This is a genomic window from Sphaerimonospora cavernae, from assembly GCF_042435035.1.
GTDB lineage: Bacteria > Actinomycetota > Actinomycetes > Streptosporangiales > Streptosporangiaceae > Sphaerimonospora > Sphaerimonospora cavernae.
This window is the reverse complement of the sequence record NZ_JBHMQT010000050.1, coordinates 57,301-79,720: the sequence shown is the minus strand read 5'-3', so window position 1 is coordinate 79,720 and position 22,420 is coordinate 57,301. Positions and strand designations below refer to the sequence as shown.

The 22,420-nt window shown below is 68.4% G+C and carries 20 protein-coding genes; 9 read left to right on the top strand and 11 right to left on the bottom strand.

The window, feature by feature from the left end:
- Window positions 1–46 precede the first annotated feature (46 nt).
- The 3 genes from ACFHYQ_RS22895 to ACFHYQ_RS22885 all read left to right on the top strand — a co-directional run bounded on the left by ACFHYQ_RS22895 (window position 47) and on the right by ACFHYQ_RS22885 (window position 3,873).
- A complete protein-coding gene (locus tag ACFHYQ_RS22895) occupies window positions 47–1,954 on the top strand; it encodes a DUF4434 domain-containing protein (RefSeq protein WP_394303183.1) in 1,908 nt (635 codons plus the stop codon).
- Window positions 1,955–1,964: 10 nt separating this feature from the next.
- Complete coding sequence (locus tag ACFHYQ_RS22890; protein WP_394303182.1) at window positions 1,965–2,621, top strand: NUDIX hydrolase; 657 nt, start codon at window positions 1,965–1,967, stop codon at window positions 2,619–2,621.
- Window positions 2,622–2,682: 61 nt separating this feature from the next.
- Entirely contained in the window at window positions 2,683–3,873 is a 1,191-nt protein-coding gene (locus tag ACFHYQ_RS22885) for an acyltransferase family protein (protein WP_394303181.1), read from the top strand.
- Here ACFHYQ_RS22885 and ACFHYQ_RS22880 read toward each other — a convergent pair.
- Window positions 3,803–4,591 carry a polysaccharide deacetylase family protein gene (locus tag ACFHYQ_RS22880; protein ID WP_394303180.1) on the bottom strand — a complete coding sequence of 263 codons (789 nt, stop codon included), beginning with the start codon at window positions 4,589–4,591 and terminating at the stop codon, window positions 3,803–3,805. The genes ACFHYQ_RS22885 and ACFHYQ_RS22880 overlap by 71 nt on opposite strands.
- A 36-nt stretch (window positions 4,592–4,627) precedes the next feature.
- Window positions 4,628–6,850: a glycoside hydrolase family 6 protein gene (locus ACFHYQ_RS22875; RefSeq protein WP_394303179.1), complete on the bottom strand. Its 2,223-nt coding sequence runs from the start codon at window positions 6,848–6,850 to the stop codon at window positions 4,628–4,630.
- Between the two features lie 152 nt (window positions 6,851–7,002).
- Between ACFHYQ_RS22875 and ACFHYQ_RS22870 the strand changes: the two genes are divergently transcribed.
- Both ACFHYQ_RS22870 and hisC read left to right on the top strand, forming a co-directional pair.
- On the top strand, window positions 7,003–7,518 hold the full coding sequence (locus ACFHYQ_RS22870) for a hypothetical protein (protein ID WP_394303178.1): 516 nt from the start codon (window positions 7,003–7,005) through the stop codon (window positions 7,516–7,518).
- 63 nt (window positions 7,519–7,581) lie between these two features.
- Window positions 7,582–8,640 (top strand): histidinol-phosphate transaminase, encoded by a 1,059-nt coding sequence (gene hisC / locus ACFHYQ_RS22865; protein ID WP_394303177.1) that lies wholly within the window; start codon window positions 7,582–7,584, stop codon window positions 8,638–8,640.
- Between the two features lie 99 nt (window positions 8,641–8,739).
- Here hisC and ACFHYQ_RS22860 read toward each other — a convergent pair whose 3' ends face one another.
- The 5 genes from ACFHYQ_RS22860 to ACFHYQ_RS22840 all read right to left on the bottom strand — a co-directional run bounded on the left by ACFHYQ_RS22860 (window position 8,740) and on the right by ACFHYQ_RS22840 (window position 12,470).
- Complete coding sequence (locus ACFHYQ_RS22860) at window positions 8,740–9,783, bottom strand: Fic family protein (RefSeq protein ID WP_394303176.1); 1,044 nt, start codon at window positions 9,781–9,783, stop codon at window positions 8,740–8,742.
- Between the two features lie 188 nt (window positions 9,784–9,971).
- Window positions 9,972–10,526 (bottom strand): flavoprotein, encoded by a 555-nt coding sequence (locus tag ACFHYQ_RS22855; RefSeq protein ID WP_394303175.1) that lies wholly within the window; start codon window positions 10,524–10,526, stop codon window positions 9,972–9,974.
- Window positions 10,527–10,630: 104 nt separating this feature from the next.
- The gene (locus ACFHYQ_RS22850) at window positions 10,631–11,689 is read right to left on the bottom strand and encodes an NACHT N-terminal helical domain 7-containing protein (protein ID WP_394303199.1); all 1,059 of its coding nucleotides are present in this window, start codon (window positions 11,687–11,689) and stop codon (window positions 10,631–10,633) included.
- Window positions 11,658–11,882, bottom strand: a complete 225-nt coding sequence (locus tag ACFHYQ_RS22845; RefSeq protein WP_394303174.1) for an NACHT N-terminal helical domain 7-containing protein — start codon at window positions 11,880–11,882, stop codon at window positions 11,658–11,660. Before ACFHYQ_RS22845 ends, ACFHYQ_RS22850 begins: the two co-directional genes overlap by 32 nt.
- A gap of 120 nt (window positions 11,883–12,002) precedes the next feature.
- Window positions 12,003–12,470, bottom strand: a complete 468-nt coding sequence (locus tag ACFHYQ_RS22840) for a MarR family winged helix-turn-helix transcriptional regulator (RefSeq protein WP_394303173.1) — start codon at window positions 12,468–12,470, stop codon at window positions 12,003–12,005.
- A gap of 87 nt (window positions 12,471–12,557) precedes the next feature.
- Here ACFHYQ_RS22840 and ACFHYQ_RS22835 point away from each other — a divergent pair, with 87 nt between their 5' ends.
- The 3 genes from ACFHYQ_RS22835 to ACFHYQ_RS22825 are packed head-to-tail and all read left to right on the top strand — an operon-like array spanning window position 12,558 to window position 15,528.
- The gene (locus tag ACFHYQ_RS22835) at window positions 12,558–13,430 is read left to right on the top strand and encodes a pirin family protein (RefSeq protein ID WP_394303172.1); all 873 of its coding nucleotides are present in this window, start codon (window positions 12,558–12,560) and stop codon (window positions 13,428–13,430) included.
- Window positions 13,431–13,450: 20 nt separating this feature from the next.
- Window positions 13,451–14,029: an NADPH-dependent FMN reductase gene (locus tag ACFHYQ_RS22830; protein ID WP_394303171.1), complete on the top strand. Its 579-nt coding sequence runs from the start codon at window positions 13,451–13,453 to the stop codon at window positions 14,027–14,029.
- A 29-nt stretch (window positions 14,030–14,058) separates the two neighbouring features.
- Window positions 14,059–15,528, top strand: coding sequence for an amidohydrolase family protein (locus ACFHYQ_RS22825; protein WP_394303170.1), 1,470 nt, complete (start codon window positions 14,059–14,061; stop codon window positions 15,526–15,528).
- A gap of 21 nt (window positions 15,529–15,549) precedes the next feature.
- Here the strand turns inward: ACFHYQ_RS22825 and ACFHYQ_RS22820 are convergent, their stop codons facing one another.
- The 4 genes from ACFHYQ_RS22820 to purD all read right to left on the bottom strand — a co-directional run bounded on the left by ACFHYQ_RS22820 (window position 15,550) and on the right by purD (window position 20,835).
- The gene (locus ACFHYQ_RS22820) at window positions 15,550–16,494 is read right to left on the bottom strand and encodes an EamA family transporter (protein ID WP_394303169.1); all 945 of its coding nucleotides are present in this window, start codon (window positions 16,492–16,494) and stop codon (window positions 15,550–15,552) included.
- A gap of 30 nt (window positions 16,495–16,524) precedes the next feature.
- Window positions 16,525–17,769, bottom strand: coding sequence for a GTP cyclohydrolase IIa (locus tag ACFHYQ_RS22815; RefSeq protein ID WP_394303198.1), 1,245 nt, complete (start codon window positions 17,767–17,769; stop codon window positions 16,525–16,527).
- A gap of 259 nt (window positions 17,770–18,028) precedes the next feature.
- Window positions 18,029–19,324, bottom strand: a complete 1,296-nt coding sequence (gene murA / locus ACFHYQ_RS22810) for a UDP-N-acetylglucosamine 1-carboxyvinyltransferase (protein ID WP_394303168.1) — start codon at window positions 19,322–19,324, stop codon at window positions 18,029–18,031.
- Window positions 19,325–19,578: 254 nt separating this feature from the next.
- Window positions 19,579–20,835, bottom strand: a complete 1,257-nt coding sequence (gene purD, locus ACFHYQ_RS22805; protein ID WP_394303167.1) for a phosphoribosylamine--glycine ligase — start codon at window positions 20,833–20,835, stop codon at window positions 19,579–19,581.
- Window positions 20,836–21,194: 359 nt separating this feature from the next.
- Between purD and ACFHYQ_RS22800 the strand changes: the two genes are divergently transcribed.
- On the top strand, window positions 21,195–22,307 hold the full coding sequence (locus tag ACFHYQ_RS22800; RefSeq protein ID WP_394303166.1) for a magnesium and cobalt transport protein CorA: 1,113 nt from the start codon (window positions 21,195–21,197) through the stop codon (window positions 22,305–22,307).
- The last annotated feature ends 113 nt before the right edge of the window (window positions 22,308–22,420 follow it).

The window sequence follows — 22,420 nt, the reverse complement described above, 5'->3', positions numbered from 1 at the left end:
GCGGATTCACGAACCCAGAGAACGACGGGCGGTAGTTGTCCTGAAGTTGCGTTGGCTCATTCTCATCCTGGGCATCGCGATCCTCGCGGGGGTCGCGTCCATCGTGATCGTCCTGAGAGACGGGGTGGCGCCGGGGCCGCGGACGGCCGGCACCGAGGTGGTCTCGCCCGCCGCCACGCCCTCACCCCCGCAGGAGGGACCGCCCTCGCCCACGGCCAGCGTGTTCACCGACCCGTGCGGCACCTTCGACACCACGGCGCCCACGCCGTACGCCGTCACGGGCTACTGGCTGATCCCCACCTCCGACCCGTGCACCTGGCGCCGGCAGCTGCAGGCCATCCACCGCCTGGGCGGGGACACGGTCGTACGGCTCGGCTTCGGCCTGTCGCCGCGTCCGGTGGACCGCGAGGGCCGGGTCCTGAACAGGCTGGGTGACGGCGCCGGCCCGGTGAGCGCGAACCAGGGGAAGGCCGCTGAGGATCCGAAGCCCGACGGGCGCTACGCCAAGTGCGAGGAGAACGGCCTCACCTGCGTGCAGGCGGCCGACAAGGACCTCAAGGCCGCCAACCCGGGCAACATGATCACCTGGACCTACGTCTACCGTACCGACGAGCGCTTCGGTCCCGGGATCTTCCGCTGCCCGTCCATCGAGCACGAGATCGAGGTGAACGGCGCCGTCTTCTACCGGCTGATCGCCCCCGAGGACGGCTCGGACGACCCGACCTGCGACTTCACCTCCAAGGGGCGGCGCTATCACCTGATCCTGGTCTCGGCCGGGCAGAAGGACAGCCTCACCGAGCTGCTCGACCTGGGGGACCGGTTCGGCATCCACGTGTTCCCGGCGCTGCCGCTCGCGCCGCGCGACTTCGTCAAGACGGCGACCGCCGACCCCCGGCACATCGGCACGCTCACCACGCTGACCCGGCGCGTCCTGCAGGACTACGGCGACCGTTTCGCCGACCGGGCCTCGCTCGGCGGCGTCTACCAACCGTTCGAGCTGCAGATCCGCGACTGGACCGATCCGAGCAAGTTCCAGACGCTCCTGGTCTACGAGGAGCAGCACCGGATCGTCGAGCAGGTGCTGCCGGGCAAGCCGATCCTCGTCAGCCCCTACCTCGACGGCCGCAGGCAGAAGAAGTACACCGCAACCCCGGCGCAGGTCGCCGCGGGCTTCAAGGCCCTCGCCAGGACCGGGGTGGGGATCATCGCGCCGCAGGACGGCCGGGGCACCGGCAAGGTCGGCCTGTACTGGCCCAACCTCAAGAACAAGCCGGTGGACGACCGCCTCAAGCCCGTCGTCGGCGACACCACCTACGCTGCGGCCTACTACGGCTCGACCCGTGACTACTACCGGGCGATGGCGCAGGCCCGTACGGAGTTGGCCCAGGAGGGCATCGACGTGCGGTTGTGGGCCAACGTGGAGGCGTTCGAGCCGACGCACACCGGCGACACGTGCGGCCGCCAGTCCTCCCGGGGGCGTACCGACAAGGCCCGGCTGGACACCCAGGTCGCGCTGGCCGCGCCGTACGTCTCGAAGATCATTTCGTACATGTGGAGCGACTTCTTCACCTGCGACTCGCCCTCCCTTTCGAAGGAGATCTCCGATGACTGGGACCGGCCCATCGCGATCGAGGCCCGGCGCGTCGACCAGGAAGCCCAGGACGGCCAGGACGGCCAGGACGGCCAGGACGGCCTGGAGATCCGGGGCTACCACGTCGGTTTCGCCAAGGTCACGCTGAGCTGGACCGGCGTGGAGACACCGCGGGTGATCGACGCGGCCGTGGTCGGCCGGCGCGACACCGTTCCCATCGAGGGGCTGCCGGTCGGCACCGAGAAGGTCTGGATCCCGGTCGACTGGGCCAGCGTGCCGCAGGGCGTGTGGGTGCGCGTCGACGTGACCACCTCCGACGGCAGGAAGGCGGCGGAGCCGGTCTACTACCGCAATTCCGTGTAGCGTGCCTGTCATGATCCCGCGAATCCCGGTCAGCGTGGATCTGGTCGTGCTCACCGTCAGATCCCAGGAGCTCAGCGCGCTGGTGTGGCGGCGCGACCGGCCCCCGTACGAAGGCCGGTGGGCGCTGTCCGGCGGGTTCATCAAGCTGGAGGAGGACCTGCCCGCCGCCGCCGCCCGGGTGCTGACGGAGCGGGCCGGCCTTCCGGGTGCGCCGGTTCATCTGGAGCAGCTGCATTCGTACGGGTACCCCGACCGCGACCCCCGCCAGCGGGTGCTCAGCGTCGCCTACCTGGGTCTCGCCCCCGATCTGCCCGCCTCGACCGAGGCGCACATGAGCTGGCAGCCGGTCGCCGAGCTGACGGAGATGGCCTTCGACCACCGCCGCATCATGCTCGACGGGGTTGAACGGGCGCGGGGCAAGCTGGAGTACACCTCGCTGGGCGCGGCGTTCTGCCCGCCCGAGTTCACGGTGGCGGAGCTGCGCCGCGTCTACGAGATCGTGTGGGGGCGGCAGCTCGACCCGCGCAACTTCCACCGCAAGGTCACCAAGACCGGGGGGTTCCTCATCCCGACGGGCCGTACGACGACCCGGGACGGCGGCCGCCCCGCCATGCTCTACCGCCGCGGCCCGGCCGTACTCCTCCACCCGCCCATGCTCCGCATCTAGGTCGTGCCGGGCATACGAGTTTGATCGTCGTTCAGGGATCTTTCAGGATATATTCCGGCCTATGCTCTTCACGGCCCAGCGCGGTTCGGATGCGCCGGCCAAACTCCCCGAGCCTCCGAGGCTGCGCGTCCTCGACCTTCTACGGTTCTGCGCGGCGCTCGGGGTGGTGCTGTTCCATTTCGGCGAGACCCGCGCCTGGGGCACATCCAACGCCTTCCCGGCGCTGAGCGCGGTCACGATGTTCGGCGTCTACGGTGTGCGGCTGTTCTTCGTCATCAGCGGGTTCGTGATCCTGATGAGCGCCTGGGGCCGTTCGCCGGGCGAGTTCGCCGTCTCGCGGATCGCCCGGCTCTACCCGGCGTACTGGGCGAGCGTGCTCATCCTCGGCGCGCTGGCCGTCGGCGGGCTGATCACCGACCACCGGCCCACCTTCAGCCAGCTGCTGGCCAACATGACCATGCTCCAGCACGGCCTGCGGATCAGGGACCTGGAGATCGTGTACTGGACGCTCTGGCAGGAGCTGGTCTTCTACGCGCTCATCGCCTGCTTCGCCGCGATCGGCATCACCTACCGCCGCTGTCTGGCCTTCCTCGGCGGCTGGGTGTTCCTGCTCGTCGTTGCCGAACGGGTGGACGCCGATCTCCTTCAGGCCGTGCTGGTGCCGTTCGCCGCGCCGTACTTCATCGCGGGCATGGCGCTCTACCTCGTCCACCGTTTCGGCGGATCGTTCTTCCCGTGGCTGTTCGTCGGGGTCGGCTGGGTGCTCGCGCTCGTCAACGTGCTGGGGGAGAGGCCGGACGCGTTCACCAGGTTCGGCCCCGCCCTCGGATCCGCGCTGGTGGTCGGTGTGATCTCGCTGATCTTCCTGGTGATGATCCTGGTGGCGCGCGGCTCACTCGATCGGCTCGACTGGCGCTGGCTGACCACGCTGGGCGCGCTGACCTACCCGCTCTATCTCTTCCACCACCATGTCGGATTTCTGCTCATCCAGGCGCTTCACCCCGTGCTCGGGAACCGGCTCACGCTGTCGCTGGTGGTCGTCGCCGTCCTGGCCGTGGCGTACGGAATCCACCGACTGGTGGAGCGGCCGCTTCAGCCCAAGCTGAAGGCGGCGCTCACCCGCTCCCTCGCCATGGTCGACCGGGTCGACGTGACCGGCGTGGTCGGCGTGGTCGACGTGGTCACTTCTTCTTCGGACGAGGCGGATAGATCTCCCCGCTCCGCAGCTCTCGGCCCTGCAGCAGGGTCGTGACGGTGACGAACCGGTAGCCCTGCTTCTCCAGCTTCGTCAGCACGCCCGGCATCGCCTTGACCGTCTCGGGGACGATGTCGTGCAGCAGGATGACCGCGTTCGGCTCGGCCGCGGCGAGCGTACGTGCGGCGATGACCTTGGTGTTCCTGGCCTGCCAGTCGAGGGTGGAGTGGGTCCACAGGATCTGCGGCAGTCCCACCTCGGCCGTGAGCTGGGTCAGGTGGGCGTTGGTGGCGCCGTTCGGCGGCCGCATCATCGTCGGGGTCTCGCCGATCGTCTGGTAGATGATGTCCGAGGTGCTGTTGATCTCGCTGAAAACCTCGTCGTCGGGCAGCTTGGTCAGGTCCGGATGGTTCCAGGTGTGGTTGCCGATCTCGTGGCCCTCTGCCGCTATGCGCTGGGTCAGTTCGGGCCGGTTGGCCACCTTCCGGCCCAGCAGGAAGAACGTGGCCTTCGCCCGGTGCTTCTTCAGCGTGTCGAGCAGTTCGGGCGTGTACGGCCACGGGCCGTCGTCGAAGGTGAGGGCGATGCACTTGTACTTCACGCAGTACGGCTTCGCCTTCGCCTTGGCCGTCGCCTGGGGCTGGGCCTCGGGCTGGGGCTGGGCTTTCACCTGGGTGGCGGTCTGGGACGCCGTCGCGGGTCCGGCCGTCACGGGGGTTACGCACAGGCCGGCGGTGCAGAGGCCGGCCACCACGATCCTGATTTTCCGCCACATGTCGCAGGATCTTAGTGAAGAACCCTGAAAATAGGATCAGAGAGGCGGGACGGCGTCCCTGGCACGCTGGAGCGCGAGATCCGGCCACCAGACGCCGCCATGGGGGGTGACGATCCCATAGATCGGATCCTTCGGACCGGCCGCGCCGCGCGTGCATCGGTCGTCCGACAGGCCGGGTGGCCGGAGCCACAGATAACCGTCGGCTAGTCCGCTGCCGGTCCGGGTGGTCGGCCGGACACCGACGCCACGTCCGGGAGGATTGCACCATTCCTGCGGGTCCTTGTACTTGCCCGCCGGCGCCTCCCACTCCCCCTTGCCGTTCCTGCTCGTGTCGATCACGAAGTGCGGCAGTCCCTCGGTGTTCTCGGCGGTGTCCTTGGCGGCGGCGACGTTCGCGTCGGTGCAGTCCCGACCGGCTGAGGTGTCTTTGACGCACCCGGCGAGCCGGGTGCCGTACGCGACGAGTCGATCCGTCGGCTGGAACCCGGCCGCGTTGAGGTAGAAGCCGTCGGCCTTGCCGATCCCCGCCTTGATCAATCGCGCCGCGATGACGTCGAGGGACGGCCAGTGCTCCAGGCTGCCGTCGAGATACACGGCGGCGTGCGGCAGGGCGCGGAGGCGGTCGACGGCCGAGGCGAGCATCTGGAACCGGGCCTGCTGGTCCTTCGCGTCGCCCCGCGCGCAGTCCTGCGAACCCGGAAGCTCGGCGAGGCTGTTGGGCTCCAACACGAACACCGCGGCGCGGTCGCCGACCGCCCGCGCGATCGCGTCGATCCAGTGGAGGTACGCCTCGGGGCTCGCCGCGCCGTTCTCGTTGCACGCGCGCAGCGGGATGTGGTCGGTGACGAAGACCGGCAGCGTGCCCTGCCGCGCCGCCGCTTCCAGCGCCCCGCCCGTGGCGCGGGCGGCCTCGTCGGCGGTCATCTGGCTGAGCCACACGGCCTGGGGGACCTCGGCCAGCTTCCGCATCAGCGCGGCGTCCGCGGTCCGCCCGGACGCCTCCCACGCCGACGCCTGGCGGGCCGCGTCGCCGTCGACGGGCGCATAGAGCCGTACGTTCGGATCACGTAACGGATTGGACCCGCTGTCTGACGGACCGCCGCCGGCCTCCGTGCTGTTTCCCGTGGCGTTCTGCTGGGCGTTCTGCGCGGCGTCCTGCTCGCCGCTCTGCGCGGTGCCGGGTTTCTCGGCGGAGCCGGAGGACTCGCCGGAGGACTGGGACGACGCCAGTTGGACGGTGATGACGACCCCGGCGGTGACGACCGCCGCGACGGCCGCGACCAACCCGGTCAGGAACCTGGGCCGGCGACCTCGGGGCGAGCCGCCCGGCGAGCTCATGCGGGTGGGGGCCGGCTCACCGGCCTGCGCTCTGTCTAAGGGCGGGGCCACGGCCGGAGCCGGAGCCGGAGCCGGGGTTGGGTCCGGGGTTGGGTCCGGGGTGACGCGGCCGGTGAGCAGGTCGAGGAGTTGCTGCGCGGTGGGACGCTGGGCTGGATCCTTGACCAGGGCCCGCTCGACGATCGCCCGCAGCTCAGGCTCGAGCGTTGAGATATCGGGATCGGTGTGAATCACCCGGTAGAGGATGCTGGGGATGGACCCGGTGCCGAAGGGCGCCCGGCCCGAGGCGGTGTAGGCGACCAGGGCGCCCCAGGCGAAGATGTCCGATGCCGGGGTGAGGCGCTCGCCGTTCGCCTGCTCGGGCGACATGAAGGAGGGTGTGCCCGCGATCACACTGCTGATCTCGGCGCTGTTCTCAGTGACCTGGGCGATGCCGAAGTCGATGACCTTGGGGCCGACGGGCGACAGCAGCACGTTCGACGGTTTGAGATCCCGGTGGATCACGCCCGCGTTGTGGATCGCCTGCAGGGCGACCGCGACGTTCACCGCGACCGCCTCCAGGCTCGACCCGGACAGCGGCCCCCGGGTCCGTACGACCTCCTGGAGTGTGGGGCCGGGGACGTACTCGGTGGCCAGATAGGCGACGTCGCCGTCCACGCCCGCGCCGAGGACGGCGGCGGTGCAGAAGCGGGCGACGCGCTGCGCGGCGGCCACCTCGCGCTGGAACCGGCGCCGGAAATCCGGGTCGGCCGCCCAATGCGGGTGGATCACCTTGACCGCGGCCTCGCGGTCGTCGGCGTCGCGGCCGAGGAACACCGTGCCCATGCCGCCCTGGCCGAGCCTGCTGAGGATGCGGAACGGCCCGATCCGCCGGGGGTCCGCGTCCCGCAGCCCCTCGCCCTCGACACCGCTCGTCATCATGCTCCTCATCCAGGCTTACGTCGCGATCCTAACCAGCCTGATCCCGGCACGACAGGCGATCGATGGCCCGTAATTCCCCGTTCAGCACTCCTCAAGGGAGTTGAAAGCGTCTGAATACAAACTGCTGCCACCAGCAGATCGAAAGGATCGCCATGATGATCACACGCTCCCTGGCAGGCGTCGCCTTCGCGGCCGGCATTCTCGCCCTCGCCCCGATCACCGCCTCATCCGCCAACGCTTCGACCACCGGCGCTTCGACCGCCAGTGCCTCGACCGCCAGTGCCTCCTCCAGTAAGTGGGGCCCCTACTACGCCAGGGGCACGAAGGCCAAGGCGAACGGCACGCTGACCGCCGCGGCGAAGGACGACCCCAGCCTGCCCAACCCCCTCGTCAAGGTCAGCGGCAGCGTCGTCAGCCTGAGCCGTACGCCGTCGACCTGCGGATGGGCACTCTTCCGCTTCACCACCTTCGACTCCGCCAACCAGCCGCATCTGATGTTCCGCAACTACCGCAGTTGCTCGTACGGCACGAAGAAGACTTTCGCGTTCTCGGCCAAGAACGTCGAAGGGGTCGAGTTCAAGATCTGTTCCGAGAAGAAGGCGTCCAAGCCGTCGCTCAGCTGCGAGTACTCCGGCACCTGGAAGTCGCTGTACGTCTACTACAAGTGAGGCAGGGTGACTTGCCCGAATATCGGTGGCCTGTTCTTCCGGAGCATCTTCTAAGGTAACGGTATGCCGCGATTCCGCTCGATCCTCGAGACCATGGCCCCGTACAAGCCGGGCAAGTCGGTGGTCTCTCCCGATGGCCGCTCGTACAAGCTGTCCTCCAACGAGAGCCCGCACGAGCCCCTGCCCTCGGTGATCGAGGCGATCGCCAGGGCGGCGACCGAGATCAACCGCTATCCCGATCCCGGCGCGGTGCGGCTCACCGAGGCGCTCGCCGAGCGGTTCGACGTGCCGGCCGAGCACATCGCGCTGGGCGCGGGGTCCGTGGCGGTCGCGCAGCAGGTCCTGGAGGCGGTCGGCGAGCCGGGCGCCGAGGTGGTCTACGCGTGGCGGTCCTTCGAGGCCTACCCGCTGCTCGTCGACCTTTCCGGCGCGACATCCGTCCAGGTGCCGCTGAAGGACGAGACACACGACCTCGACGCGATGGCCGAGGCGATCACGCCGCAGACCCGCCTGGTCTTCGTCTGCAACCCCAACAACCCGACCGGCACGGTGAACCGGACCGCAGAGTTGCGCCGCTTCCTCGACCGGGTGCCGGAGAACGTGCTCGTGGTGCTCGACGAGGCCTACCGGGAGTACATCAGGGACGAGGACGTGCCCGACGGCCTGGACTTCTACCGTGAGCGCGGCAACGTCGCCGTCCTGCGCACCTTCTCCAAGGCGTACGGCCTGGCCGGGCTGCGGGTGGGCTACCTGATCGGGCACGAGCCGGTGGCGGAGGCCGTACGCAAGACGCTGCTGCCGTTCGCGGTCAACCACATCGCGCAGGCCGCCGCCATCGCGTCGCTGGCCGCCGAGGACGAGCTCTACGGGCGGGTGGAGACTGTCGTCAAGGAGCGGGCCCGGGTCCTTGAGGCGTTGGCGGCCCAGGGCTGGACGGTGCCGTCCACCGAGGCCAACTTCGTCTGGCTCCGGCTCGGCGACCGCACCATGGAGTTCGCCGAGCGCTGCGCCGCGCTGGGCGTGGCCGTACGGCCCTTCGCCGGCGAGGGCGCCCGCATCTCCATCGGCGACACCGAGTCCAACGACACCTTCCTCACCGCCGCCTCGGCCTTCCTGACCTGACGCCGTCAAGGGAAAGGGCACCCGCCCGAAGTTGATACACCTTGAGCTCAGCTAATTGAACTTATCAACTTCGCGCCTGCGAGGAGATGTTTTCCCATGTCAGGGGACTTCCTCCGGGTGCCCTTGCGCCGGCCGCCGGTGTTTGGCCGCGCGATACGCCTCCACTGATTTCCGGGTCGACCTCCAGACGCCATCCGGGCCGTGTACCGCGTTCAGGCGGCCACGCTGAGCGGCCTGCCTGAGCGCGTCCAGGGTGAACTCTCTATCCACGAGCGCGGCCAGTGGGACCAACCGTGCCGGACCCGCCAGGTTCGGGAGGATGAACCGGTTGAGGTTCTCCTCCATCGCACGGGCTATCAGTTCGCCGAGTGCGCCGTAGTCCCCGATGTCGGCGCGCCGCAAGGCGGAGAGGTACGTGGTGCGCTGCCGTTTCATGATGATGATCGGCGGATGGCCGAGCCGGACCAGGATCAGGTTCAGCGCCAGACGTCCGGTTCTGCCGTTGCCGTCGATGAACGGGTGAATCCGTTCGAACTCGGCATGGATTCTCGCCAACTCTTCAGGAAGCGGGCGATCCAGGTCGGCCGCGGATTCGATCTGCTTTCCCAGCGTGCGGACATCGGCCACCCACTGCTCCATCTGGGCGGGTACCAGTGGCCAACTCGGGGGAGTCATCCCTTCGGCGAACGGTTGGATGTCGTGCTCACGGAAGCTCCCCGGTCCTTCGCGTTCGGTGGCGTCATGGTGTGGGGCCACGTCCCAAACGGGGGTCATGGCGGCATGATGGATCCGTCGTACCTCATTGAGCGTGATCAGGTCGCCGTTGTGCCATATGTCGGGCTCCAGCGCCTGTCCGTACACCCACTGTGCGGCGTCCGCGTATCCCCGGACCTCGTTGTATTCGCGGAGCGGCTTCGCTCCGACCGCTCGGCCCTGGTCGAGGAGCGTCCGGACTTCGCGGAGGACGAGCGTGTTGCCCTCCAGAGCTGTGGAGTGATGGGCCTCCTGATGCCAGATGTCGTCCCAGATCTCCCGAGCCTCATGCGGAGTGGGCAGCCCGCCGAGTCGCTGGTTGAGTTCGGCGAGCGCCTGGTCGAGGCGGCGGTAGACAGTGGTACGACTCGGTCGGCCTCTCCCCGTCATCAGCCCTCCTCCGCCGAAGTTGATACATCTAGGGCTCAGCTAATTGAACTTATCAACTTCGTGTCCACAGGAAGCTGTTTTCCAACGTCAGAGGCTGGCCATGCCAGGGAAACCTCTGCCCGGCCGCTCGTCGCGCACAGCGACGGGCGCGAGGAGTACGTCAGGGACGACCGACATGGGGGCCCTGATCAAGTCTCGGTGAGGCGGACCCGAAGGGCGTGCAGTTCCTTGTGGAGTTCCTCCCAGGGGAACGAGACCGCACCCGGGGCGCCGGAATTCGGGGCAGGAAGCCGGTCAGGGTCGAAAATGACCGACACGCCCCATTCCCTGAGCAGGGCAACGCTGTGGGTGAAGGCGGGGTGCAGGGCGAGCGCGTGGTTGGGCCAGGGCACGGAGACGATCGGCAGGCCGAGGCCGAGGGCTTCGTTGAGCAGGCCGAGCGCCAACGTGTCGCTGATGCCTTGAGCCCACTTGTTGGTTGTGTTGAAGGTCGCGGGCACGACGGCGATTGCGTCGGGAGCGGGCAGGATTTCGGGGTCCTCGGGCCGCTTGTAGTCGTTGCGCACGGGATAGCCGGTAAGTTCGCTGAGCCGGTCGGAGTCGATGAACTTCGTGCCCGACGGCGTGGCGACCGCACAGACCGTCCAGTTGTCCGCCTGCAGGCGCTCGATGAGGGCGGGCAGTTCGGCCGCAGGCCGCCCTCCGCATGCGACCACATACAGAATCGGCTTCTCCTGCGTCATACGGGCTGTTCTCCATCCGCTATCAAGCACTTACGGTTACTATCCGCTGACCGATAGACAACCTTAGTGTGGTCTGAGGCGAACACTATGTCCCCAGCGTGAGGTCACGCCATGTCGACTGAGCACCTGGAAAGCGGTTCAACGGACCGGCGTATCGGACAACGCGTACGGGCGCGGCGTGCCAGTTCTGGCCAGCTCACGTGCTCTCCGGTGGCGTCGCGCACGGCGGCCTCGATCTGCTCCTGGATCGTCCCGTCCGCCGGCACCTCACGCAGGGGCACCCGGACCGGCAGAAAGTCGCCCTCCGGCAGGCGGCCGGCGAGGATCCTGGTGAGCACGGACTTGCCGGCACCGGGCTGGCCGAGCACGACCAGCGGCATCCTGGTTGCCTCCGGGGAGGTGAGGTAGCGGGCCAGGAATGCCACGATGTCGTCGTTCGGCTCGACTTGGTCCCACCACGATTCCGTGCTCGGAGCGGCGTGCTCGGTGTGTTCGGCCATCCGGAAGTCCGGGTTCACGTACGCCTCGGCGAGGGTGGGCAGGTGCATCCCCATCGGGATCTCGCCCGACTGCGCGATCGGACGGTCGAGGACCGCCCGATGCGCACGCGAGAGCGTATGCCGGTGCTCATGCGGCCTGGTCTGGGCGGCGACCCGGGTAAGCAGGTCTTCCAGCTCGCCCAGGCCGGTGGCGAGGCGACGACGCTCGATCTCGTCACGCCAGAGCGCGAACTCGGGAACGTCCACCGCCAGTTGCCGGTGGAGCTCCTCATACTTCCGGCAGGCCGCTTCGGGGAGTTCCTGCCGTAAGGCGCTTTCGCTGTGAGTCCATTCGGTGGCGTTCAATCGGTCCCGAACGGCCAGGCCGGAGACGAACGAGGCAAGCTCTGCCGCGAAATCGCGGTAGTACTGCCCGATCGAGTGCAGAGCGTGGGCATAGGAGTGATGTGCCCGGAAGCCGGCTGGTTCGATGGTCATCAGCTTCGCGAGGAACGATCCCTGGCGTGCGCCGCCCCCGGCCAACGCCACCTGCTCGTCCTTTGTGAGACGGAGCTCCTTCGGGTCGAACGGCAACCGCATCTCGTCGAGAGCCTGGAAGAACGCGGCGACGATGATGGCGGCGTGGGCCGCCTCAAGCCGTGCCGTACGGTCGTAGCGGTTCAGGCCGGTGACGCGGTCGCGAAGCTTGCCCCGCCACGTTGGTGCCGAGCCGTACGGCCTCGTCCTTGACGTCGAACAGGGAGAGGGCGCCACCGAGCGGCGTGGCATCGAGCAGCGCGCCGCTGAGGACCTTCGCCACCTTGCTCTCTTGGCCGAGAAGGCGAACCGCGTCAGAGTAGGTGATCCCTTTGCGCATGGGTCACTCCAGGGGGCCGACAGCCTTTGTGACCTTGGTAGCAGGCCCGGCCGCCATTGGCAGCCAGACGACGTGATCGTTATAGGGAGCCCGGGAATGTGTCGGCAGACCGTGGCGTGGCTATGTGATGGCGGGTGGCTGGGCTGCTTGCAGGTTGTCGAGGATCTTGGCGGCGATGTCGGCGAAGTGCTCGAGTTCTTCGGGGGTCAGGCGGTCGATGAACAGGCGCCGGACCTCTTCGGCGTGGCCGGGCACGGCTTTCCTGAGCGCGGCGAGGCCCTCCGCGGTGAGCACGGCGTCTATGCCGCGAGAGCCGCACCGTTCCCGGACGACGAGGCCTCGCCGCTCCATCCGGGTGAGCTGGTGGTGCATGCGGCTTTTCTCCCAGCCCGCGACCCGACCGAGCTCGTAGGCGCGCATCCGTCTGTCGGGCGCTTCGGCCAGTAGGGCGAGCACGGTGTAGTCGGCGTTGGACAGGCCGCTGCTGGCCTGCAGCTGTTGCTCGATGCGTGTTCGCAGCAGCTCCACCATCCGGAAGGACGTCCGCCATGCGTGGAGCTCGCGTTCGGTCAGTCCAAGCTGCGCCATGAGACCACCCTATCAATGAGTTGACATATCTACCCAATGTCGTAGTCTCCAGTAGACACATCAACTCGATGGGTGGGAGGAGCAGCCATGGACACCGCGCAGCGCGCTGTCGTCCGGGTCGAGACGAAGACGCACCTCGGGCCGGACGCACAGGTGGATGACAAGTGCATGATCATCAGCCCGATGCGGCCAGAGCTGACTGATCCGTTCCTGGTGCTGAGTGAGGACTGGTTCTCCTCGCCGGGTTTCGAGTGGCACCCGCACCGCGGCCTGGAGACCGTGACCCTGGTCGTCGACGGCGTCCTCGAACACGGCGACAACGCCGGCAACGCCGGCGCGCTGACCACCGGGGACGTGCAGTGGATGACCGCGGGACGCGGCATCATCCACCGCGAGCTCGCCTTCCGCGACGAGCGGGCGCACACGCTTCAGCTCTGGGTCAATCTGCCCGGGAAACGGAAGCTGACCGGAACCCGTTACCAGGACCTGCTCGCCGCACGACGGCCGGTGATCGAGCGGGACGGCGCCCGGATCGACCTGATCGCGGGCGAGGTGGACGGCGTCACCGGGCCGGCGGTCAACGAGTGGCCCATCTCCGGCGCGATCATCACGGTGGAGCCCGGCCGTCGCCTCGAGCATCTCCTGCCGGGCCGGGACCGTGCGTTCCTGTACGTCCTGGACGGCCGGTTCACAATCGCCGGACGCGACGTGAGGGCAGGTCAGATCGCCTGGTCCGACCCGACCCCCGACGCGCTCGTCTCGTCGATCGCGCTGGAGACGGACGACGGGGACGGGCCCAGCGTGGTCATGGTCTACAGCGGGCAGCCGATCAGGGAGCCAGTCGCCATCGGCGGCCCGTTCGTGATGAACACCCGGGTTGAGATCACCAAGGCATTCCAGGACTTCCATGCCGGCGAGTTCGGCGACATCCCCCGTCAGGCCCGCCTGAAGTACAGCTGAAAGAAAGGCAGAAGACAGCCATGACCCGCATCGGCATCATCGTGGGCAGTTCGCGCCCGAACCGCAACAGCGAGCAGGTGGCCAATTGGGTGCTGGAACACGCCTCGCGTCGAGATGACGCCACCTTCGAGCTCATCGACCTTCGCGACGTCCCGCTGCCCCATTTCGACGAGCCGTTCATACCCGCGTTCGGCATGTATCAGAACGAGCACACCAAGCAGTGGGCGAGCACGATCGCGTCATTCGACGGCTTCGTCATCGTGACTCCGGAGTACAACCACAGCATTCCCGGCGTACTGAAGAACGCGATCGACTACGTCTACGCCGAGTGGGCCAACAAAGCGGTCGGCTTCGTCTCCTATGGCATGGCGGGCGGCGCCCGTGCCGTGGAACACCTGCGGACGATCGTCGGCAACCTCCAGTTAGCCGACGTACGCCAGCAGGTCACGCTCCATCTGATGACGGAGTTCGAAGATCTCACCGTCTTCAGGCCCGCCGCCCACAACCTCGAAGCGCTGAACACCATGCTCGACCAGGTGATCGCCTGGAGCGCCGCGCTCACCCCCCTGCGCGTCACCCCCGCCGTCAGCACATCCTGACCGGCGTTACGAAACGAAGGAGGACCCACATGTCCAGCCGGCAGCGTGAACAGGGCCATGACCAGGAACCACCGAGCGACAGTGGCGGCCGGGGACGTCGCTATGTCATCCGAGGCGGGGCGGTGATGTCGATGGACCCGGAGGTGGGCGACTTCGAGGTCGCCGATGTGCTGGTCGAAGAAAATAAGATCATCGAGGTCGGGCCCGATATCGATGCCCCCGACGCGGACGTGATCGATGCTCGCGGGCGCATCGTCATGCCGGGTTTCGTCGACACGCACCACCATCAGTTCGAGACGGCGCAACGTGCGCTTCTCGCCAACGGCCTGCTCCTCGATGACGGCTCGGGCTCGCCGAGCGCGCACCCCAACTACGGCGAGCACATTCTCAACGGGTTCACCCGGGTGTACCGCCCCCAGGACGTGTACATCAATGAACTGTTCGCGGGACTTTCGCAGCTTGACGCGGGTGTCACCACGGTGCTCGACGTATCGCAGATCCACCATTCCCCGGAGCACACCGACGCGGCGATCCAGGCGTTGATCGACACCGGGCGGCGTGCCGCGTTCGGCTTCTTCGAGGGTGACGGCCGCGCCGGATACCGGTATCCGGAGGATGCCCACCGCATCCGGGATCAGTGGTTCTCCTCAGACGATCAACTGGTGAGCATGGTCATGGGTGGTGAGCTCCATCTCGGCAGGGAGGTGTACACCCGGTCCTGGGCGATCGCCCGCGAGCTGGACGTGAAGATCGCCGCACATGCGGTGGGGTCGTGGGGGATGCGGCCGGTCTTCGACGAGGTCGCCCGGGGCGTCGGCGGAGTCCAGGTAGGCCCGGACAATATCTTCATCCATATGACCGGCATGTCCGACCAGACGTGGGAGAGGTTCCGGGACGCCGGCGCGCAGGTCTCGCTCGCGGTCCCGATCGAGATGGTCATGCGGCACGGGACTCCGCCGATCCTGAAGATGCAGGAACTCGGCATGGAGCCCTCGCTCAGCTCAGACGTCGAGACGACGATGGCCCCGGACCCGTTCACGCTGATGCGCTCCGCGATGACCATGCAGCGCATGGTCGTCAACCAGATGGTCCTGGACCAGGGCGACCTCGTGCCGCCCAACAACTACCCGACGCCGGCCGAGAGCGTGCCGGAGCTTGTCACCGTCCGAGACGTGCTGCGATACGCGACCATCAACGGTGCCGAGCACCTGGGGCTCGACGGCAGGAGCGGCACCCTCACGCCCGGCAAGCAGGCCGACATCGTCCTGCTCGACGCGACCGCGCTCAACACCGCTCCGCTCAACAGCGTGCCGGGGTCGGTCGTCTCGCTGATGGACCGCAGCAACGTCGAGACGGTGATCGTCGCGGGCAAGGTCCGTAAGTGGCGGGGACGCCTGCTCGGCGCGGATCTCGGCCGTCTCCGACGCGAACTCGAAGCATCACGCGACTACCTCTTCAAGGCACTGGACATGCGGCAGGACCTGTTCGCATACAGCTGAGTGCCGGAACGCGAACATCGGTCAGGTGGGGTCCGGCTGGGACTCGGGAGCGGCCGCGGTCGTGGCCGCGGCCACGGGTTTGCGGCGTTCGGTGGAGACGACGAGCGCGACGCCCGCGACGATCAGCGCGCCGGCGACCAGCATGATGACGGTGACCGGCTCGGACAGGATGATCCACCCGAGGATCACCGCCACCACCGGGTTCACGTACGCGTAGGTGGAGGCCAGGGAGATCGGCGCGTGTCCGAGCAGCCAGATGTAGGACGTGAACCCGATGAGAGAGCCCGCCAGCACCAGGTAGGCCAGGGCCGCCCACGACTGCCAGCTCACCTCGGCGAGGTGCAGCCGCTCGCCCTGGGCCGCGCCGAGCGCCAGCAGCGTGACACCGCCCACCGCCATCTCGATGGTGCTGGCCACGAAGGGGTTGGCGGGCATCGCGATCCGCTGGGACAGGAACGAGCCGACCGACCACGACAGCGACGCCAGCACGACCACGACGATCCCCGCACCGCTGCCCGCCGGGCCGCCGCCGGCCGAGCTGAGCGAGAGGAAGGCGACGCCGGCGAAGCCCACCAGCACTCCGGCCAGGGTCAGCACGTGCGGCCGGTCGCGGAAGACCGTCCTGAGCACGATCAGCCACAGCGGGGTGGCGGCGATGAGCAGCGCGGCCAGGCCGCTGGAGATGTGCTGTTCGGCCACGGCGACCATGCCGTTGCCCCCGGTCAGGAGGAGGACGCCGACCAGCGCGGCGCCTCCGAACTGCTTCCACGTCATCCGGTACGGCACGGCCCTGATGAGCAGGACCGTGCCGAGGATCAGCGCGGCCGCGACGAAGCGGAGCCCGCCGCTCGTGAGCGGGGGCATGGTCTCGATGGCGATCCTGATGCCGAGGTACGTCGAGCCCCACACCACGTACACGGCGGCGAGCGCCAGCCACACCCGTATGTCACGACCGTCCTGTCCCATGAGTCATGACAATAGACCTCGGGGAGACATTCAGCGGTTCAGCTTCTCCACGATGAGCCGGTAGAGCTGACGCGGGCGGCCGGGCTGGGGCGTGCGGTTCGGCGGAAGCGGCCACGCTAGCCCCTCGTCAACCAGCGTGCGCAGCAGCCGCCGGGCCGTACGCGGCGTGACGCTGAGCATCTTCCCGGCACTCTCGGCGTCCACGACGGTGTCGCCGCCCTCCAGCTTGGCGGCCAGGCGCGTGAGCACCTCGATCCCCTTCGGCTTGAACGGCGCGGCCGGGTGCGGAGGCGTGCGCGGCGGCGGCACCAGCGCCCGGCCCTCGCGGTCGACGGCGAAACCCTGCGTCTGCTTGCCGCCCTGGGTGCGGGCGAGCGCGCCCCGGGCGTGGGTCTCCGCCTCATGGGCGGTCCGGCCCATGCCGATGCCCACCTCGACGGCCAACCCCAGTTCGTCGCGGATCCTCGCTGCGAACGGCATCACGCGGAAGCCGTCGGTGGCCGCCGCGATCGAGCCCTTGGTGCCCACCACCAGATAGCCGTGATCGTCGATGGGCCACACACTGGCGTTGATCCGGTTGGCCTCCTGGACGAGCAGGCGGTGCAGCGACAGTCGCAGTTCGTCCCGCCAGTAGCGCGGTGAGGTCCTCCGTACCGGCTCGCGCAGCGTCGGCACTTCCACCAGCACCACGGTGAGCTGGGACTCCTCCAGCCGGTACCGTGCGCCGAGCAGCGCGGCCGTGTGCAGGGCCGTACGGACCGCCGCGGCGGTCGGGCGGATCGGCACGGCCGGCACCCCTGCCGCGGCCAGCCGGTCGGCCACCCCCTGAACGCTTGTCAGCGCACCGGTCGTCGTCCCCTGGCGCATCAGCCGCTCATGGAAGGCCGTGATCGTGCCGATCGGGCCCGCGTCCTCGCGGCTGTGCACCTCGCTCGACGGCAGGTTGAGATCGACGTAGGCTTCGTCGATCTCCGATCGGCCCACCACGTCGATGCTCACCCGCCGGGGATCGATCCGGTCGTCCAACGCCGCCCGTGCGATCGCCGCGACCAGTGCCGCTCCGCCGAGTTGCACGTGGGTGGCGGGCATTGTCAGCACGCCGGCCCGCCGGGCGAGTTCGAAGGGCACCGGGCTCGCGAAAAGGCAGGCGTCCACTCCGGGGCCCAGTCGCGTCACCTTGTCCGCCGCCTCCTGCTCGTCGCGGTAGGCGGCCGCGATCAGGCGACAGGGCACTGGGGCGGCTGAATGCCCCATCAGCATCACCCTCTCGACCAGATCATGCGACCCCACCACACCGATTGTGAGCTCCGGCGCCACCGTGCTCAGGCGTGTCCCGCGCGGATTGTCTTCCGTGCGCTCGACCAATGTTCGTCCCATCCCAGGTGCCTCGTCGTCATGGCTTCCATTGGAACGATCGCTGGTTAGGGCCGAAATGTCACGCCCGGATTTACCGGAATACCATTCGGGTGTCGCTGACCCGGTCTCTACAATGCAATGTTTCCGCTGGTCAAGACGGAAAAATGGGATTCTAGGCTCATGCCCCGCTCAAAGGGGAAATTTCATGTTCCACATCTGCCAGCCGTTCTACATCGGCGCCGAGCGCCTGCATGCGCTGCGCGAGCGCGGCGTGGCCGCGGTCGATGAGATAGCCGGACCCGATGGAGGTCTCGCCCTCGGCGGCCAGTCCCGCGAGCACGAGCGCGATGCCGGAACGCAGGTCGTGCGCGGTCACCTCGGCGCCGTGCAGCGGAGTGGGACCGTGGACGACCGCGCGGCTGTCGTCGACCTCGATGTTCGCGCCCATCTTGTTCAACTCGCCCGCCAGCGCGAACCGCCCGTCGAAGATGCGCTCGTGGATGTAGCTGGACCCGTCGGCCAGGCATGCGACCGTCATCAACGGCGACTGCAGGTCGGTCGCGAAGCCCGGGTAGGTGTCGGTGATCACGTTGATCGGGCGGAGTGTCCGCTCCCGGCGGACGTGCAGCACGGCGCCGTGGGTCTCGAACTCGACGCCCATCTGCTCCAGCTTCCAGCGGACCACGCCCAGGTGCTCGAGAGAGGCGCCGACCAGGTTCACCTCGCCGCCGGTGATCGCCGCCGCCATCGCGAACACGCCGGCGTCGAGCCGGTCGGGCATGACCGTGTGCTCGACCGCGGTGAGCTCGTTGACTCCCTCGACCGTGATGAAGCCGGTGCCGCCCCCGTGGATCCGCGCGCCCATCCGGGTGAGCATGGCGATGACGTCGAGGACCTCGGGCTCGAGCGCCGCGTTCTCGATGACGGTGGTGCCCCTGGCGAGCGAGGCCGCCATGATCAGGTTCTCGGTGCCGGTGTGGGAGGGGGTGTCGAGGTAGAGCGGGTGGCCCACGAGCCCGGCCGCCTTGATGTGGATGACGCTCTCCCCCTCGTCGACGACCGCGCCGAGGCGCTTGTAGCCGAGGTAGTGGAAGTCCAGGTTCCGGCTGCCGAGGTTGCAGCCGCCGATACCCTCGATGACCGCCTCGCCGAGCCGGTGGAGGAGGGCCGGCACGAACAGCACGGACCCGCGGAACCGCCGTGCGATGGCGGCGGGGAGGACCGGGCTGGTGAGCCGGGAGGCGTCGATGACGAGCGTGCGCTCCGTCTCGTGGAACTCCACCTTGGCGCCCACGGCCTGGGCGAGTTCGACCGCCCGGCGCACGTCTTCGATCACCGGCACGTTGCGCAGCACGGTACGGCCCTCGGCCGCCATCAGCGCGGCCCCGATCATCGGCAGTACGGCGTTCTTCGCACCCTGGATGAAGGCGGTACCACGCAGCGCATTGCCACCACGGACGCGGTAACGAACCATGGACGAGACTCCTATGTTGGGGGAGGGATAGGGGATCCGCATGAGGCGGCGGCTTCGCCACAGCGTAGCCCCTGATCCGGATGTTTCAGCCGAACTCGCACGGGTTGCCTGGGGGCGTGCGCCGTACCGGTCCGGACGGCTTGCGCAGTGCCCCGGACGGGGGCACTGAAACAAGCCTGCTCACAGGTGCCGTTCAGATCCGGTTCAGGTCCCGTTGCCAGGCCTCGTTTTCAGGTCCGGTTTTCAGGTCCCGTTCAGACGCCGGACGCGTGCAGCGCGATGTCGGAGCGGTGGTGGGAGCCCCGCATGGAGATCTGTTCGAGCGCCTTGTAGGCGTGCGCCCTGGCCTCGGCCACGTCGGTCCCGGTGCCGATCACGTTGAGCACCCGGCCGCCGTTGGACACCAGCCGCCCGCTCTCGTCACGCGAGGTGCCCGCGTGCAGGACGTACGTCCCCGCACCGCCGGCCGGCCCGCCACCAGGCGGGAGACCGGTGATCTCGTCGCCCTTGACGGGGTCGGCCGGGTAGTTCTCCGCGGCCAGCACGACGGTGACCGCCGCGCCGCCGCGCCAGCGCAGCGGCTCGTGCGCGGCCAGGTCACCGGTCGCGCAGGCGAGCAGCAGGCCGCCGAGCGGCGTCTCCAGCCGGTCGAGCACGACCTGCGTCTCCGGGTCACCGAAGCGGGCGTTGAACTCGATGACGCGCGGACCCGCCTCGGTGAGCGCCAGGCCCGCGTACAGCACGCCCGTGTACGGCATGCCACGGCCGGCCAACTCGGCGACGGTCGGCAGCACGATCTCCGCCATGACCTGGTCGGTGAGGCCGTCGGGAGCCCACGGCAGCGGCGTGTAGGCGCCCATTCCTCCGGTGTTCGGTCCCTTGTCCCCGTCGTGGGCGCGTTTGAAGTCCTGCGCGGGCTGCAGCGGCACGGCGGTCGCGCCGTCGCACAGCGCGAACAGCGACACCTCGGGGCCGTCCAGGTACTCCTCGATGACGACCCGTCCACATGCCCTGGCGTGCGCGAGGGCCTCGTCGCGGTCGTCGGTCACGACCACGCCCTTGCCTGCCGCCAGGCCATCGTCCTTGACCACGTACGGCGGGCCGAACTCGTCGAGTGCGGTGGCGGCCTCCTCATCGGTCACGCAGGTGAAGGCCCGGGCGGTCGGCACTCCGGCGGCCAGCATGACGTCCTTGGCGAACGCCTTGGACCCCTCGATCGCCGCGGCCTCCCGTGCGGGGCCGAAGCACGGGATGCCGGCGGACCTGACCGCGTCGGCGACTCCGGCGACGAGCGGCGCCTCGGGTCCGATGACGACGAGGTCGACGTTCAGCCGGCCGGCCAGCTCCGCCACCGCGGCACCGTCGGTCGCGACCACCTGGTGCTGCTCGGCGATCTCGGCCATGCCCGGGTTGCCGGGCGCACAGTGGACTTCGGTGACGGCGGGATCGAGCCTCAGGGCACGGCAGAGGGCGTGCTCGCGCCCTCCGCTTCCAATGACAAGTACGCGCACCCGCCCATTGTCTCGCACCGGCCCCCCGCGATTTCGCGCCGCCGGACGGGATGCCACAGGGGTAGCCAGGAAGTGGCGGCCGCTTTTGGCAAGAAACGCATGATCGGCCATGCTTCCTGAGGGTAGCCTGAGAAAGGTGCCGACCTGTGGTAGGTTAGGCGGGCTAAGTGCTGCCTCGTGGCGATTGGAGGTGGTCCGGGATGAATCCTGGTGATCCTGTCAGTACGTGCTGGCGCACGTACGACGTGCGCATTCCCGACCACTCCGAAACCGAAGCCCGAGAGGTAGCTCACGCCTGTATTGAGGGGTGACATCACGTCGCGCGTAGAGCGTGCCGGCTCGGGCGGGAAGGGACCGCCATGCGCTCCTCGATTCTGTTCACCCGCATCAACAGGCACGGCCGGATGGCGCCTCCACGCCTCAACGGGTCGGTGACGGCCGCCGCCGGGCCGAGCGGCCCGCCGGACAACTCGGTGGTGGAGTTCGGCGCCTACGTCGGCGGCGAGAAGGTCCCCGCCCGGGACATCCCCGAGGCGGTCAGGCTGGTCCGCGAGCACAACCACGACAGCCCCGTCCCCGACGCCTACGTGTGGGTCGGCCTGCATGAGCCGGACGCCCCCGAGGTCGAGTGGCTCGCCGACGTCTTCGGCCTGCACCCCCTCGCCGTCGAGGACGCCATCAAGGCCCATCAGCGGCCCAAAGTCGAGCGGTACGGCGACTCGCTGTTCGTCGTTCTCAAGACCGTCGCATTCATCGACCACGAGGAGACCGCCGCCACCGGTGAGATCATCGGCACCGGCGAGATCATGGTGTTCGTCGGGCCCGACTTCGTGGTGACCGTACGGCACGGCCGGCACTGCCCGCTCAGCGACGTCCGGGAGCGGATGGAGGCCGAGCCGAAGATGCTGGTGCGCGGGCCGGCCGGTGTGCTGCACGCGATCGCCGACCATGTGGTCGACAAGTACCTGCAGGTCGCCGACCAGATGCAGACCGAGCTCGAAGAGGTCGAGTCGGCCGTCTTCACGCAGGTGAGCTCCCGCGACATCAACCGCATCTACCAGTTCAAGCGGGAGATGCTGGAGCTCAAGCGGGCCGTCGGCCCCCTGCAGACGCCGTTCAACGCGCTGCCGCAGCGCCGCATGATCCCCTCGGAGATGCGGGAGTACTTCCGCGACGTCGGCGATCACCTGTCCCGGGTGTGCGAGCAGGTCCAGGCGACCAACGAGCTGTCCGACTCGATCCTGCAGGCCGCCCTGGCGCGCTCCAACGCGCTCGCCAACGAGGATATGCGGAAGATCTCCGCCTGGGTGGCGATCATCTCGGTCCCCACCATGATCGCAGGCCTTTACGGCATGAACTTCGACTACATGCCGGAGGTCAAGACGGTTTGGGGCTACCCGGTCGTGCTCGGCATCATGCTCTTCGTCTGCACGCTCCTCCACCGTGCCTTCCGCCGCAACGGCTGGCTCTGACCGCAAGCCTTCCCGGAATTTCATGACATATGCAATGAATTTTTATTCATTGCGATTTCCTCGTTGATATTGTTACCTGGAGGGGCAGGACCTCGACAGCCGACCGTTTCCAC

Coding starts and splice junctions, on each gene's coding strand:
- ACFHYQ_RS22890 (WP_394303182.1), top strand. CDS start 1,965: ATGATCCCGCGAATCCCGGTCAGCGTGGATCTGGTCGTGCTCACCGTC.
- ACFHYQ_RS22885 (WP_394303181.1), top strand. CDS start 2,683: ATGCTCTTCACGGCCCAGCGCGGTTCGGATGCGCCGGCCAAACTCCCC.
- ACFHYQ_RS22880 (WP_394303180.1), bottom strand. CDS start 4,591: ATGTGGCGGAAAATCAGGATCGTGGTGGCCGGCCTCTGCACCGCCGGC.
- ACFHYQ_RS22875 (WP_394303179.1), bottom strand. CDS start 6,850: ATGATGACGAGCGGTGTCGAGGGCGAGGGGCTGCGGGACGCGGACCCC.
- ACFHYQ_RS22870 (WP_394303178.1), top strand. CDS start 7,003: ATGATGATCACACGCTCCCTGGCAGGCGTCGCCTTCGCGGCCGGCATT.
- hisC (WP_394303177.1), top strand. CDS start 7,582: ATGCCGCGATTCCGCTCGATCCTCGAGACCATGGCCCCGTACAAGCCG.
- ACFHYQ_RS22860 (WP_394303176.1), bottom strand. CDS start 9,783: ATGACGGGGAGAGGCCGACCGAGTCGTACCACTGTCTACCGCCGCCTC.
- ACFHYQ_RS22855 (WP_394303175.1), bottom strand. CDS start 10,526: ATGACGCAGGAGAAGCCGATTCTGTATGTGGTCGCATGCGGAGGGCGG.
- ACFHYQ_RS22845 (WP_394303174.1), bottom strand. CDS start 11,882: ATGCGCAAAGGGATCACCTACTCTGACGCGGTTCGCCTTCTCGGCCAA.
- ACFHYQ_RS22840 (WP_394303173.1), bottom strand. CDS start 12,470: ATGGCGCAGCTTGGACTGACCGAACGCGAGCTCCACGCATGGCGGACG.
- ACFHYQ_RS22835 (WP_394303172.1), top strand. CDS start 12,558: ATGGACACCGCGCAGCGCGCTGTCGTCCGGGTCGAGACGAAGACGCAC.
- ACFHYQ_RS22830 (WP_394303171.1), top strand. CDS start 13,451: ATGACCCGCATCGGCATCATCGTGGGCAGTTCGCGCCCGAACCGCAAC.
- ACFHYQ_RS22825 (WP_394303170.1), top strand. CDS start 14,059: ATGTCCAGCCGGCAGCGTGAACAGGGCCATGACCAGGAACCACCGAGC.
- ACFHYQ_RS22820 (WP_394303169.1), bottom strand. CDS start 16,494: ATGGGACAGGACGGTCGTGACATACGGGTGTGGCTGGCGCTCGCCGCC.
- murA (WP_394303168.1), bottom strand. CDS start 19,324: ATGGTTCGTTACCGCGTCCGTGGTGGCAATGCGCTGCGTGGTACCGCC.
- ACFHYQ_RS22800 (WP_394303166.1), top strand. CDS start 21,195: ATGCGCTCCTCGATTCTGTTCACCCGCATCAACAGGCACGGCCGGATG.